A 14,163-nucleotide genomic window follows, 5' to 3' on the forward strand; every position below is an offset into this window, starting at 1 on the left:
CTGCCGCTTTAATCATTGAATATTCACCACTTACGTTGTAAGCAACGATTGGTAAATTAAAGTTATTTTTCACATCACGAATGATATCTAAGTAAGAAAGAGCTGGCTTTACAATTAAGAAATCAGCCCCTTCCATTACATCTGATTCTGCTTCACGGAATGCTTCCATACGGTTCGCTGGGTCCATTTGATATGTTTTACGGTCACCAAATTGCGGCGCACCGTGCGCAGCATCACGGAATGGCCCATAAAACGCTGATGAATATTTCACAGCGTACGACATAACTGGCACGTGTCCAAAACCATTTTCATCTAATGCATGGCGAATTGCTGTTACGAAGCCGTCCATCATGTTTGATGGCGCAATAATGTCCGCCCCTGCCTTCGCTTGACTTACAGCTGTTTTCGCAAGAACTGCAAGAGACTCGTCATTTAAAATAATACCATCTTCAATTACACCGCAATGACCATGACTTGTAAATTGACATAAACATGTATCTGCAACTACTACTAGCTCAGGGAAATCGCCTTTAATTTGTTGAATAGCACGTTGTACAATTCCATGATCACAATATGCTGATGATCCAACTTCATCTTTTTCAGCAGGTAAACCAAATACAATAACAGAACGAATACCTAAATCAACAACTTCTTGCATTTCAGCTTGCAATAAATCTAAAGACATTTGATATACGCCTGGCATAGAAGGAACTTCATTACGAACATTTTCACCTTCTAATACAAAAATAGGGTAAATAAAATCTTCCGTATGTAAAAACGTTTCACGCACAAGTGCACGCATACTACCGCTTTGTCTTAAACGACGATGACGATTAAATTGTAAAGAGTTCATAGATTTCTATCCCCATTCTTTCATTTTATAGATTCACAAACACATTGTAGTAATGCTTCTACAGTGTACTCTTTCGGCACAATAACAGACGGAAAATAACGGCTTGCCTCTTTTTCCGTAATAGGTCCTATACAAGCAATTGTACATTTTTTTGTCCATTCTCTCCAGTTTGCACCCTCAAGTAAACGAACAAAACTAGTAACAGTTGAAGGGCTCGTAAATGTAATAATGTCTACTTTCCCTAACTTCAATGCCGCTATAAGCTCTTGCTTTTTTTCTATATTCACTTTCGTACCGTATACGATTAGCTCATCTAGAGAAACACCAATTTCCCGAAGTGCAACCGGAATTACCTCTCTTGCTATATTCCCTTTCGGAAATAAAATACGTTCGTTTCCACTTAATTCTTTTAGAAACTCTTCTGCAAATGCTTCTGCAACAAATGAAGTTGGAACAAAATGAACTTGATAGCCCCTTTTTTCTAACTCTAATTTTGTTTTCACACCTACCGCAGCAATTTTAATGGTTAGCGGTAGTTTCTTGTTCAAACTATCTAGAAAAAAAGCTACACCATTTCTGCTCGTAAAAATAACCCAGTCATACGAATGTAGCTGCCCTTCAATATGTTGAATTTGCCTATGAGACATACCTTCCATATGCAAAAGCGGAATTTCCAATGGAATTCCGCTCTTTTCTTTCACTGCTACACTCATTTGTTTCGCTTGATGCTGGGCACGTGTAATCAATACCGTTTTTCCAGCGAGAGCGTTCATATTTATTGTTGCTCCTTATTTGCAGCAAGAATGAGTTCTTTGGCGCCTTGTTTAATTAAACGGCCCGCGGCTTCTAATCCTACTTCCTCAGGATTAGTACCTACTACTGTCTCTTTTAATAAAACAGAGCCATCCATAGAGCCAACAAGAGCTGTTAATTCGATTGTATCGTTTTCTTTAAGGGTTGCATATCCAGCGATTGGAACTTGACATCCACCTTCAAGTTTATGAAGAAATACTCGCTCCGCTGCCACTGTTCTTTCTGTTATCGCATCATTCATATGCGCTAACAACTGCAATAAATCCTTATCATCCTCACGACATTCAATCGCTAATGCACCTTGTCCTACAGCAGGTACACATAACGTTTCATCTAAATGTTCTGTAATAACTTCATCATCCCAGCCCATTCTTTGTAATCCAGCTGTCGCTAAAATAATCGCATCGTAATCCTCTTCTTTTAATTTACGTAAACGTGTATCGATATTTCCGCGAATCCACTTCACTTGTAAATCTGGTCTCGCAGCGAGTAGCTGTGCACTACGTCTTAAACTACTCGTACCTAAAATAGCACCTTCCGCTAACTCTTTAAACGATGCTCCATTTTTTGAGATAAAAGCATCACGAGGGTCAACACGCTTTGGTGTACAGCCAATCATTAACCCTTCTGGAAGTACGGCTGGCATATCTTTCATACTATGTACAGCCATATCGATTTCTTTCGTAAGTAACGCATGCTCAATTTCTTTAACGAACAAACCTTTTCCGCCTACTTTTGAAAGAGTAACATCTAAAATCACATCACCTTTGGTGACAATTTCTTTCACTTCAAATTCATATGGTAAACCAAGTGCTTTTAACTGATCAATAAACCAGTTTGTTTGTGTTAATGCTAGCTTACTCTTTCGTGACCCTACAATAATTTTGCGCATAATTCTCTCTCCTCATTATAAATACCAAAAGTGGAAATTAGATAAACTACTTAATAAAAAAATGTTAACTAGCATTACGAGAAAGGCCCCTACATTCCACAGTACAATTTTCTTCCCTTGCAATACATCTGCCGCTCTTAAATACAAGCCCGCACAGTATACAAATAGAACGACAAACGAACCAATTACTTTCGTATCATACCAATGAAAATTATCTAATTTTGTATATCCCCATATACATCCTAATAAAATTGCTAGTAAGAAAAATGGAACAGAAAATAAATTTAATCCGTAAGACGTAGATTCAAGCTTCGGTAAATTCCCTAACCTTCTTAATCTCGCATTCCACTTTTTCTTTTTTAATAGGCGATATTGCAGTAAATACATAATAGAAAAAATAAATGATACCGTAAACGTTGCATAAGAAATAATCGCCATTCCAACATGCACGTATACAAGTTCTGAAACTAATTGCTCTGCAAGTACTGGCGACATCTTTCCGAGCGGTGTAAAAATAGAAAAAGCGCTTACGCCAAATGCAACAACATTTGTAAAGAAGACTAAAAAGTCAACGCGCATAAATCGATTTATGACTAACGACATCGTAATCAATAACCAAACATAAAAATAAATCCCTGATAATAAAGTTAAAATGGGGTTCGTTTCTGAATCTGTCGCCCTAAGCAACATAAAAATAGACTGCAATACCCATACAATCGAAAGTAACCAAAAAGCAAATCGGTTCGCCTTTCGGTTACTTTGGAAATAATCTATAAAATATAAACTAATGCTACAAGCATATAAAATAATTGCAATATGATAAATAATACTGTTATTTAAAAAACTCATCCGATCATCCTTCCAAATTATAAAGATGGAACGGATGGTGTCCACACTCTTTTATGTTCTACTTCTTCCGCACGACTCTCTACTTCTTCCGTTTCTAAATCGAAAATCTTCGCAAATAACGCTAATTTTTCGCTCGCTCCCTCTTCAGCAGCTATTTCTTTCGCTACTAAAATTGGGTCTTTTAATAATTGATTAATAATACTTTTCGTATGCTTACTAATGACTTTTTTCTCACGATCACTAAGGTTTGGTATTTTTCGCTCTAGGCTTACCATCGTTTCACTTTGGATTGCAAGTGCCTTATCACGAAGAGCTGATATTAATGGAACAACACCAAGTGTACTTAACCACGTTTTAAATAGAACAATTTCCTCTTCAATCATAAATTGAATTTTCTCCGCTTCTTTCAAACGCTCAGCACGATTTGCTTCCACTACTCCTTGCAGATCATCAATGTCATATAAAAAAGAACCTTCTAACTCATCAATCGCTGGATCAATATCACGTGGTACTGCAATATCAACCATAAATAAAGGGCGACCAGAGCGCATTTTCTCCACCTTTGTCATCATCTCTTTCGTAATGACATACTCAGATGCACCAGTTGAACTAATTAAAATATCTGCTTCTAATAATGCACATTGCAATTCGCTTAACGATTTTGCATGTCCCATATATTTCTCAGCCATTACTTCTGCTTTCGAAAGTGTCCTATTCATAACTGTTACTTTACGAGCACCACTTCCATATAAGTTTTGCAGTGCAAGTTCGCCCATTTTACCAGCACCAAGAATAAGCACATGACAATCTGTTAACTCGCCAAATATTTTCTTTCCAAGCTCAACAGCAGCATAACTAACAGACATTGCACTTTCCCCGATTGTTGTTTCTGAGTGGGCACGTTTTGCTAATGTAATGACTTGCTTAAACAATTCATTAAAAATTGTGCCTGTTGCTTTAACTTGTTGCGCTTCTAAAAAGCTATCTTTTATTTGACCTAAAATCTGTGTTTCTCCGACTACCATCGAATCTAAACCGCACGTTACGCGGAATAAATGATCTATTGCACCATCTTGTTCAAAAATAGTTAAATATGGCGCGACTTCTTCTATTTCAAGCTGAAACCAATCAGCTAAAAACTTCTTAATATAATACCGTCCCGTGTGTAATTGATCGACAACAGCATAAATCTCAGTGCGATTACAAGTTGATACAATGACATTCTCTAACACGCTCTTTTGATTTTGTAATGTAGTCATCGCTCGCTCTAGCTCTGCTGCCTGAAATGTGAGTTTCTCACGAAATTCTACAGGGGCTGTTCGATAATTTACACTAACAACAAGAATATGCACGCAGCATGTCCCCCTTCACCCGTTTTATCACTTTATCTACTATCATAATACAACTTTCCTCTTATGAATCTGACAATCGTGTGAACAACCGATTATTTTTTAATTATTCTCCGTATGTAATAAAGGAGATTCAGTAAACTAATAAAGAAATCTTCTACTTTATAATGATTATAAATTAATAACTCTATTTGTACGTTACCAAAAAAAGTCCTCATAATCAAGTGATGGAAACTATTCCATATAAATTATAACATCATCTTTCCTATCTTCTTTCATCATGAAGGAAAATATGTATGATTGTTCCAAAATGTAGCAAACACTTTCTCAATACAATGTATTTGACATTTTATTTCTTTTTCGTTATATTGATTTTACAAAATTAAGTTGTGCACAACTTAATTAGAAGGGAGTTATGTATGACAGAGGACTCTTTGCATCTAGATAACCAACTTTGTTTTTCTATTTATGCCTGTTCTAGAGAGGTTACTCGTTTTTATCGACCTTATTTAGAAGAGATGGGTATTACGTATCCCCAGTACATTACTTTACTCGTACTATGGGAGCAAGATGGACTAACAGTAAAAGAAATTGGAGAACGTCTATTTTTAGATTCCGGTACGTTAACACCTATGTTAAAACGAATGGAATCATTAAAACTTGTAAAACGTGTTCGTTCCAAAGAAGACGAGCGAAAAGTTTGTATTGAATTAACAGAACAAGGCAAAGATTTAAAGGAAAAGGCTTGTTCATTACCGACAACGATGGCTACAAATTTAGGAATTACAGAGCAAGAATATCGCTCTTTATTAATTGAGCTAAATAAACTAATTGAAACAATGAAAACAATTAATGATGGAAAAGGGGAATAAATATGGATAAATTATATACTGCTTCAGTAACAGCAACAGGTGGAAGAAATGGGAAAGTAGTTTCAGATGATGGCATATTAAATCTTGATGTAAAAATGCCGAAAGCACTAGGTGGTGCAGGCGGAGAAGCAACAAATCCAGAACAACTATTTGCAGCTGGTTATGCAGCTTGTTTTGATAGTGCATTACAACTTGTCATTCGTACAAAACGTATGAAAGTAGAAAGTACAGAAGTAACCGCTCACGTTTCTATCGGAAAAGATACAGATGGTGGTTTTGGCCTATCTGCCGTGCTTGATGTACATGTCGCTGGCGTTTCACATAGCGAAGCAAAAGAACTTGTAGAAGCGGCTCACGGTGTATGTCCATATTCGAAAGCAACGAGAGGAAATATCGAGGTTACATTAAACGTAAAATAAAAAATGTAGTAAATAAAAAAACGCGCGACATTCGTCACGCGTTTTTTGTTTTTGTCATTTTATGAATTGCCTTCCACGCTTCTTCTTTTCCAAGTCCTGTTTCAGAAGAGAATAGAACGATTTCATCGCCAATTTCAACAGCAAGCGTTTCTTTTACAACTTTTAAATGCTTTTGCCATTTCCCTTTCGGGATTTTATCGGCTTTCGTCGCAATAATAATTGTTGGGATTTCATAATGCTTTAAGAAATCATACATCATCACGTCATCACTTGTTGGTTGGTGACGTAAATCAACTACTAATACAGCTGCGTCTAATTGCTTACGCGTTGTAAAGTACGTTTCAATCATTTTCCCCCATGCCGCGCGCTCCGATTTAGACACTTTCGCATATCCATAACCTGGAACGTCAACAAAATGCATCATCTCATTGATTAAGAAAAAGTTCAGTGTTTGCGTTTTTCCTGGTTTAGAAGAAATACGCACTAACTTTTTACGATTTAAAATTTTATTAATAAAGGAAGACTTCCCGACATTTGAACGACCTGCTAATGCAATTTCTGGTAAATCACTGTCTGGATATTGTTCTGGTTTAACAGCACTAATTACAATATCTGCTTTTGTTACTTTCATTGTTTCACTCCTACTAATGCGTGCTCCAATACTTCATCTAAATGAGATGCAAGCACAAACGTAAGGTTTTCTTTTACGCTCTCTGGAATATCATCTAAATCTTTCTCGTTTTCTGCTGGCAAAATAATTTTTGTTAAGCCTGCGCGGTGAGCACTTAATGTTTTTTCTTTTAAGCCACCAATTGGTAATACACGACCACGAAGTGTAATTTCACCTGTCATACCTACTTCTTTACTTACAGGAATACCTGTTAGTGCAGAAATAAGTGCCGTTGCCATCGTAATACCTGCTGACGGTCCATCTTTTGGAACTGCTCCTTCTGGAACATGAATATGAATATCATTTTTCTCATGGAAATTCGGGTCAATCTGAAGCTCTTCTGCACGAGAGCGTATATAACTAAACGCAGCTTGTGCTGATTCTTTCATAACATCCCCAAGTTTCCCCGTTAAAATTAGTTTCCCTTTTCCTGGCGCTACAGAAACTTCAATTGCAAGTGTATCGCCGCCTGCTGCTGTGTAAGCTAGACCTGTTGCCATACCAACTTGGTCTGTTTTTTCAGCTTGCCCATAACGGAATATGTGTTTACCAAGTAAATCAACAATCTTTTTCTCTGTCACAACGATACGTTTACGTTCTGCTGTAACGATAATTTTCGCTACTTTACGGCAAACTTTTGCAATTTGGCGTTCTAGCGTACGAACACCAGCCTCACGTGTATAATAACGAATAATTTCAAGAAGCGCCTCATCACGCACTTGTAAATTACCTTTTCGTAAGCCATGCTCTTTTAATTGTTTCGGCAATAAATGCTCACGAGCAATGTGTACTTTTTCAAGTTCTGTATAGCCAGCAATCGAAATGATTTCCATACGGTCAAGTAATGGACCTGGAATACTTGAAAGTGTATTAGCGGTTGCTACAAACATAACTTTCGATAGATCATATGGTTCTTCAATGTAATGATCACTGAAGTTATGGTTTTGTTCTGGATCTAATACTTCAAGTAATGCCGCTGATGGATCTCCACGGAAATCGTTAGACATTTTATCAATCTCATCTAATAAGAAGACTGGATTAACTGTTTTCGCCTTTTTCATACCTTGAATAATGCGTCCTGGCATTGCTCCAACATATGTACGGCGGTGACCACGAATTTCAGATTCATCACGCACACCACCAAGAGATGCACGGACAAATTTACGATTCAATGATGTTGCAATTGAACGCGCTAACGAAGTTTTGCCGACCCCAGGAGGGCCTACTAAACAAAGGATAGGTCCTTTTAATGAATTCGTTAACTTCTGTACAGCTAAATATTCAAGTACACGCTCTTTCACTTTTTCAAGACCGTAATGATCGTTATTTAAAATCTCTTCTGAATGAGCAAGATCAATTATATCTTCTGTTGCCTCTGTCCACGGAAGCGCTAATAACCAATCAATATAATTGCGAATAACACCACTCTCCGCAGAACTTGCTGGTAACTTTTCATAACGATCTAATTCTTTCAGCGCAGCCTTCATTGTTTCTTCAGGCATTCCTGACTGTTCAATTTTTTCACGAAGTTCTTCTACTTCTCCGCCCTTACCTTCTTTGTCGCCAAGTTCAGTTTGAATCGCCTTCATTTGCTCACGTAAGAAATATTCTTTTTGCGTGCGCTCCATTGAACGTTTCACTTTTTGTCCAATCTTCTTTTCTAGGCTAAGTAACTCTTGTTCATCTTGAATAATTGAAATAAGTGTATGTAATCGTTCTTTTACAGATACAATCTCTAGAATCTCTTGTTTCTGCTTCGTTTTAATCGGCAAGTGAGAAGCAATTAGATCAGCTAATCTCCCTGGTTCTTCTACATCAGCTACCGTTGCAAATGTTTCATTTGAAACTTTTTTCGAAACTTTAATATATTGTTCGAAATGCTCCAGTAACGTACGCATAAGAGCTTTCTCTTCTAAATCATCTTCTACTTCTTCAGTTACCGTTTTAATAGACACTTGTACTATATTTTCTTCTTCGATAAACTCTATTACTTCTGCTCTATGTAAACCTTCCACAAGGACACGAAGCGTACCGTTCGGCAATTTTAACATTTGCTTGACTTTCGCCACTGTACCTACACTATATATGTCATCTTCTTTCGGATCATCGATATTCATTTCTTTTTGCATTGCTAAAAAGATGATATTTTCATCCATTGCCGCCTGCTCTAGTGCTTGTATCGATTTATCACGTCCTACATCAAGATGCAAAACCATCGTTGGATATACGAGAACGCCTCTTAATGGTAGGAGGGGCACGATTCTTTCGTTCGTATTCATACTAGACATAGCACCTCCATAATAAATTAAACTCCTGTTCAACTATTTTATATTACAATACACCTAGATGCAATTGCTGAGATTCCTCGCAATTATAAATAGCTTATTTTTCTACCTCACGAAAAGAAAAAAGACTCCGATTAAGCATACAAACTTAAACGAAGTCTGGCAAATTTTATTATTGTTTATTTTTACATAGATTGTGCATCTGTTTCGTCTACGTTAGTATGTACATCTAGCTCTCTATGCGCATTTTCTTGCATAAATGTTAACTCAAATACTTCTTTTAACTTACGGACAGGAATAATTTCGATTCCCTTTATAGTATACAAAAATGGTTGCATATTTTCAGCAGGAATAATGACTTTCTTAGCTCCCGCTTTTTTCGCAGCTTTTATTTTTGCGTACACGCCACCAATAGGCTTTACTTCTCCGTGTATACTTATTTCACCTGTCATCGCTACTTCATTATTTACATATGTGCGATGCACCGCAGAATATACACCTGTTGCCATAGCGATTCCTGCAGAAGGTCCATCAATTGGGATACCACCTGGAAAATTAATATGTATATCGTATCCTTCTGGCAACACATCTAAAGAACGAAGTACTGTTAATACATTATCAACAGAGCCTTTTGCCATACTTTTACGGCGAATCGATTTCGTTTGACTACCAATACTTTCTTCTTCTACAATTCCGGTAACATTTACCGACCCTTTATCTTTCGCCGGAATTGCTGTTACTTCAATTTCTAATAACGCACCTGTATTTGGTCCGTATACAGCAAGACCATTTACAAGACCAATCCTTGGAATCGGATAAATGTGCTTTTCGTATTTCGGTGTAAGCTGACTTGAGTGAACAACCCACTCTATATCTTCATCTTTAATGAAAGAACGTTCTTCATTTATCGCCATACCAGCAGAGATTTGCACGAGATTAATCGCTTCTCGTCCATTTCTTGCATACATCCCAATCATTTCAATACCATTTTCGCCTATTTGCATTTCTACTTTTTCCGCGGCATTTTTCGCTACTTTTTGAATTTCTTCCGTATCTAATTCACGGAAAAATACTTCTAAGCAACGTGACCGAATAGCAGGAGGAATTTCCTCTGGCGAACGTGTCGTTGCTCCAACTAAGCGAAAATCTGCCGGTAAGCCTTTTTGGAAAATATCATGTATATATGTTGGGATCATCGTATTTTCTTCACTATAGTACGCACTTTCTAAAAATACTTTTCGATCTTCTAACACCTTTAACATTTTGTTCATTTGAATCGGATGGAGTTCGCCAATCTCATCAATAAACAAAATACCACCATGCGCATCTGTTACAGCACCTTTTTTCGGTTGCGGAATACCTGCTTGTCCCATCGCCCCAGCACCTTGATAAATCGGATCATGCACCGAACCAATTAAAGGGTCTGCGATACCACGTTCATCAAACCGAGCTGTCGTCGCATCAAGTTCAATAAATGTTGCATTCGTACGAAATGGAGATTTAGGATTTCGTTTCGCTTCTTCTAATACAAGACGTGCTGCCGCTGTTTTCCCAACACCTGGCGGGCCATATATGATTACATGTTGCGGATTCGGACCACAAAGAGCCGCTTTTAACGACTTAATCCCGTCCTCTTGCCCTACAATATCTAAAAAGGTTGTAGGACGCACCTTTTCTGCTAGCGGCTCTGTTAAAGAAATCTCACGCATTTTACGAAGCTGTTCTAATTCTTTTTTCGATTCTCGATCAATTGAAACTTTTTGTGTTCGTTGATTTCGAAGTAAATGCCAGAAATATAATCCGACAATTACACCAAAAACAAGTTGAACAACTAAAAATATATTTGTCCAGCTCATTATTTATTTCCTCCCGCAATATTTTATCTCTTAGTATTTCCGCGGAGGAACGTAGCTAAACATAAAGAAAAACAGCAATTATAAAAATTGCTGTTTCCCTTTCGCATTATGCAGATGTTTTTGTATCAAGTACAGTACCGTCTTGTAACACCAATTTTGGCGGTTCATTATCAGCTACTGTTTCTTTTGTAAGAATACACTTCTCGATATCTTTACGAGATGGAAGTTCGAACATTACATCAAGCATTAAGCCTTCAATAATAGAACGAAGTCCACGAGCACCCGTTTTACGTTCAATTGCTTTTTTCGCAATTTCGATTAGTGCACCTTCTTCAAACTCTAACTCAACATCGTCAAGCTCCAATAGTTTTTGGAATTGCTTAACAAGTGCATTTTTCGGTTTCGTTAAAATATCAACAAGAGCATCTTCATCAAGTGGCTCTAGGTTCGCAATAACTGGAAGACGACCGATAAACTCTGGAATTAAACCAAATCTTAAAAGATCCTCTGGTAATACGTGAGATAAAACATGCTTCTCATTTACATCAGCATTTTTCTTCTCAGAACCAAATCCAATTACTTTCTCACCAAGGCGACGTTTAATAATCGGCTCAATGCCATCAAACGCTCCACCACAAATGAATAAGATGTTCGTTGTATCAATTTGAATGAACTCTTGGTGCGGATGCTTACGACCACCTTGAGGTGGAACGCTTGCTACAGTACCTTCTAAAATTTTCAGAAGTGCCTGCTGCACACCTTCACCAGATACATCACGTGTAATTGATGGATTTTCGGACTTACGTGCCACTTTATCAATCTCATCAATATAAATGATTCCTTTTTCCGCTTTCTCTACATCATAATCAGCTGCTTGAATTAATTTTAGTAAGATATTTTCTACATCTTCCCCAACATATCCAGCTTCTGTTAAAGATGTTGCGTCCGCGATTGCAAATGGAACATTTAAAATACGCGCTAACGTTTGTGCCAGTAATGTTTTACCACTACCTGTTGGCCCGATAAGTGCGATATTACTCTTCGCTAATTCTACATCATCAATTTTGCTGTTAGAATTAATGCGTTTGTAATGATTATATACCGCTACCGCTAGTGCTTTTTTCGCGCTATCTTGCCCGATGACATACTCATCTAAGATTTCACGAATTTCTACCGGTTTCGGTACATCTTTGAATTCTACTTCTTCGTCCTTCGCAAGCTCCTCTTGTACAATTTCAGTACAAAGTTCGATACACTCGTCACAAATGTAAACACCTGGACCTGCCACTAACTTTCGAACTTGCGTTTGTGTTTTACCACAGAAAGAACATTTTAATTGCCCTTTTTCATCATTAAATTTAAACATATTTTCACACCCCTTACAAAGTGCTAACCTCTTGCCTTCGTATGTACACGATAAATGTATCGTATGTAAATACATATTATGTCACTACGTGGCGAGAAATACAAATAATATGACTAGTTATGTACAAATAAAAAAATTTTAAAACTTTTGAAATATGTATATTCGACTTGTAAAGGAACATTTCCTTCTCCATCGAAAAGTTTTATAAATATATTTCTATATTTATAAAACAAGGCACGATTAAAATCGTGCCTTGTTATTTTATTATGCAGCGTTTTCTACTAAGAAGTCTACAGCTTTACGCACTTTAAGATCTTCAGCTAAAGCGTCTACACTTCCAAGAGCTTGCTTGATAGCGTCTACTGGCATACCGTACATTTCAGCCATTTTTTCAACTTCTGCAGTTACTTCTTCTTCAGTAACTTCGATGTTTTCAGCTTCAATGATAGCTTCAAGAACAAGATTGATTCTTACACGTTTTTGTGCATCTTCTTTCATTTGCTCTTTTAATTTGTCAGCGTCAGTACCTGTGAATTGGTAGTAAAGCTCAAGGTTCATACCTTGTTGGCTTAAACGTTGCTCGAATTCACGAACCATACGATCTAACTCAGTGTTGATCATAGCTTCTGGAAGTTCGATTTCAGCGTTAGCAGCAGCTAATTCTACTACTTCGTCACGTACTTTGTGCTCAGCTTCGTGCTTTTTGCCTTCTTCTAAGTTTGTGCGAAGTTTTGCTTTTAATTCATCAAGAGTTGCAACCGCTTCGTCTGCTTCTTTAGCGAACTCGTCGTTTAACTCAGGAAGTTCTTTTGTTTTGATTTCGTGAATTGTTACTTTGAATGTTGCTGGTTTGCCAGCTAATTCAGCAGCATGGTACTCTTCTGGGAATGATACTTCAACGTCTTTAGACTCACCAGATTTAAGACCGATTACTTGCTCTTCGAAACCTGGGATGAATGTACCAGAACCGATTGCTAGAGAGTAGTTTTCGCCTTTTCCGCCTTCAAATGCTTCGCCATCAACGAAACCTTCGAAGTCGATTACAGCTGTATCACCGTTTTCAACAGTTCCTTCTTCTTTAACAACTAGTTCAGCTTGACGCTCTTGTAAAGATTTTAATTCGTTCTCTACATCTTCGTCAGTTACAGTTGTTTCAACTTTTTCTACTGCTAAACCTTTGTACTCACCTAATTTAACTTCAGGTTTCACTGTAACTTTTGCAGTGAAGATAAGGTTAGCATTTTTTTCGAACTTCTCGATGTCGATTTCAGGATGATCAACTGGGAAGATACCAGCTTCTTCAATCGCTTCACCGTATGCTTTTGGTAAAATGATATCTAAAGCATCTTGGTATAAAGATTCAATACCAAAGCGTTGTTCGAATAATGGACGAGGCATTTTTCCTTTACGGAAACCTGGTACGTTAATTGTTTTTACTACTTTTTTGAACGCAGCGTCGATAGAGTTGTTTACTTCTTTAGCATCAACTTCGATTGTTAAAACGCCAACGTTACCTTCTAATTTTTCCCATTTTGTAGACATTTATTCTTTCCCTCCAACTATAATAATGTATGCACATACCTCTATAGATTAAAATCTTCATTATCTCTTTTTTGAAATAACAAATACACAAATAACCCTCTAGCAAAAGCTTTCAGATATAATGTTCCAATCTACTAATTGCCCAGAAGACAACTACGGTATATTTTGTTCGAGAATAATATGAAACATATTAAGTAAGAGAATTGCACTTCTCTTCTCTTACAAACAGGCAGATTTCTGCCTTTTGCAACCCTTACATTATAACATAGAATATGCTCGTTTCAAGAACTGAACGATTCTTTTTCATAATTATACGGGCAAATATCCTTCTCTTTCAACACGTAATAACCATTGATAGGCAATATGAAACTCTTCCAATTCGATATTATATGCTGCC

12 protein-coding genes are annotated in these 14,163 nt (G+C 37.2%); 2 read left to right on the forward strand and 10 right to left on the reverse strand.

The features are described from left to right. From hemB to hemA, 5 genes are all read right to left on the reverse strand, one after another. Positions 1 to 853: porphobilinogen synthase (gene hemB / locus MR160_RS29680; protein WP_242298891.1), on the reverse strand; the 853-nt coding region annotated here is incomplete at its 3' end. Positions 854 to 873: 20 nt separating this feature from the next. Next, positions 874 to 1,626 carry a uroporphyrinogen-III synthase gene (hemD, locus tag MR160_RS29685; RefSeq protein WP_000992324.1) on the reverse strand — a complete coding sequence of 251 codons (753 nt, stop codon included), beginning with the start codon at positions 1,624 to 1,626 and terminating at the stop codon, positions 874 to 876. Between the two features lie 2 nt (positions 1,627 to 1,628). After that, positions 1,629 to 2,558 (reverse strand): hydroxymethylbilane synthase, encoded by a 930-nt coding sequence (gene hemC / locus MR160_RS29690; RefSeq protein ID WP_001226403.1) that lies wholly within the window; start codon positions 2,556 to 2,558, stop codon positions 1,629 to 1,631. 15 nt (positions 2,559 to 2,573) lie between these two features. Beyond that, the gene (locus MR160_RS29695) at positions 2,574 to 3,407 is read right to left on the reverse strand and encodes a cytochrome c biogenesis protein (protein ID WP_000009002.1); all 834 of its coding nucleotides are present in this window, start codon (positions 3,405 to 3,407) and stop codon (positions 2,574 to 2,576) included. A gap of 17 nt (positions 3,408 to 3,424) precedes the next feature. Further along, the gene (gene hemA / locus MR160_RS29700) at positions 3,425 to 4,759 is read right to left on the reverse strand and encodes a glutamyl-tRNA reductase (protein ID WP_000547868.1); all 1,335 of its coding nucleotides are present in this window, start codon (positions 4,757 to 4,759) and stop codon (positions 3,425 to 3,427) included. A 416-nt stretch (positions 4,760 to 5,175) separates the two neighbouring features. Here hemA and MR160_RS29705 point away from each other — a divergent pair, with 416 nt between their 5' ends. Further along, positions 5,176 to 5,628, forward strand: a complete 453-nt coding sequence (locus MR160_RS29705) for a MarR family winged helix-turn-helix transcriptional regulator (protein WP_000133913.1) — start codon at positions 5,176 to 5,178, stop codon at positions 5,626 to 5,628. Positions 5,629 to 5,630: 2 nt separating this feature from the next. Next, on the forward strand, positions 5,631 to 6,047 hold the full coding sequence (locus MR160_RS29710; protein WP_097825881.1) for an organic hydroperoxide resistance protein: 417 nt from the start codon (positions 5,631 to 5,633) through the stop codon (positions 6,045 to 6,047). A gap of 34 nt (positions 6,048 to 6,081) precedes the next feature. On the opposite strand, the gene ysxC is transcribed toward MR160_RS29710, so the two are convergent. The 5 genes from ysxC to tig all read right to left on the reverse strand — a co-directional run bounded on the left by ysxC (position 6,082) and on the right by tig (position 13,766). After that, complete coding sequence (ysxC, locus tag MR160_RS29715; protein ID WP_000869118.1) at positions 6,082 to 6,678, reverse strand: ribosome biogenesis GTP-binding protein YsxC; 597 nt, start codon at positions 6,676 to 6,678, stop codon at positions 6,082 to 6,084. Further along, on the reverse strand, positions 6,675 to 9,005 hold the full coding sequence (gene lon / locus MR160_RS29720) for an endopeptidase La (RefSeq protein ID WP_000097281.1): 2,331 nt from the start codon (positions 9,003 to 9,005) through the stop codon (positions 6,675 to 6,677). Before lon ends, ysxC begins: the two co-directional genes overlap by 4 nt. A 182-nt stretch (positions 9,006 to 9,187) precedes the next feature. Then, the gene (lonB, locus tag MR160_RS29725; protein WP_000119171.1) at positions 9,188 to 10,858 is read right to left on the reverse strand and encodes an ATP-dependent protease LonB; all 1,671 of its coding nucleotides are present in this window, start codon (positions 10,856 to 10,858) and stop codon (positions 9,188 to 9,190) included. A gap of 106 nt (positions 10,859 to 10,964) precedes the next feature. Next, the gene (clpX, locus tag MR160_RS29730) at positions 10,965 to 12,224 is read right to left on the reverse strand and encodes an ATP-dependent protease ATP-binding subunit ClpX (RefSeq protein ID WP_000472289.1); all 1,260 of its coding nucleotides are present in this window, start codon (positions 12,222 to 12,224) and stop codon (positions 10,965 to 10,967) included. Positions 12,225 to 12,488: 264 nt separating this feature from the next. Next, on the reverse strand, positions 12,489 to 13,766 hold the full coding sequence (gene tig, locus MR160_RS29735) for a trigger factor (RefSeq protein WP_098578087.1): 1,278 nt from the start codon (positions 13,764 to 13,766) through the stop codon (positions 12,489 to 12,491). Between the last annotated feature and the right edge of the window lie 397 nt (positions 13,767 to 14,163).

Origin of the sequence: Bacillus cereus group sp. BfR-BA-01382 (assembly GCF_022663475.1) — a bacterium.
GTDB classification, from domain to species: Bacteria; Bacillota; Bacilli; order Bacillales; family Bacillaceae_G; genus Bacillus_A; species Bacillus_A thuringiensis_S.

What these genes read in the sequence shown, in the direction of transcription:
- hemD (WP_000992324.1), bottom strand. Translation starts at nt 1,626, where the DNA reads ATGAACGCTCTCGCTGGAAAAACGGTATTGATTACACGTGCCCAGCAT.
- hemC (WP_001226403.1), bottom strand. Translation starts at nt 2,558, where the DNA reads ATGCGCAAAATTATTGTAGGGTCACGAAAGAGTAAGCTAGCATTAACA.
- MR160_RS29695 (WP_000009002.1), bottom strand. Translation starts at nt 3,407, where the DNA reads ATGAGTTTTTTAAATAACAGTATTATTTATCATATTGCAATTATTTTA.
- MR160_RS29705 (WP_000133913.1), top strand. Translation starts at nt 5,176, where the DNA reads ATGACAGAGGACTCTTTGCATCTAGATAACCAACTTTGTTTTTCTATT.
- MR160_RS29710 (WP_097825881.1), top strand. Translation starts at nt 5,631, where the DNA reads ATGGATAAATTATATACTGCTTCAGTAACAGCAACAGGTGGAAGAAAT.
- ysxC (WP_000869118.1), bottom strand. Translation starts at nt 6,678, where the DNA reads ATGAAAGTAACAAAAGCAGATATTGTAATTAGTGCTGTTAAACCAGAA.
- lon (WP_000097281.1), bottom strand. Translation starts at nt 9,005, where the DNA reads ATGTCTAGTATGAATACGAACGAAAGAATCGTGCCCCTCCTACCATTA.
- lonB (WP_000119171.1), bottom strand. Translation starts at nt 10,858, where the DNA reads ATGAGCTGGACAAATATATTTTTAGTTGTTCAACTTGTTTTTGGTGTA.
- clpX (WP_000472289.1), bottom strand. Translation starts at nt 12,224, where the DNA reads ATGTTTAAATTTAATGATGAAAAAGGGCAATTAAAATGTTCTTTCTGT.
- tig (WP_098578087.1), bottom strand. Translation starts at nt 13,766, where the DNA reads ATGTCTACAAAATGGGAAAAATTAGAAGGTAACGTTGGCGTTTTAACA.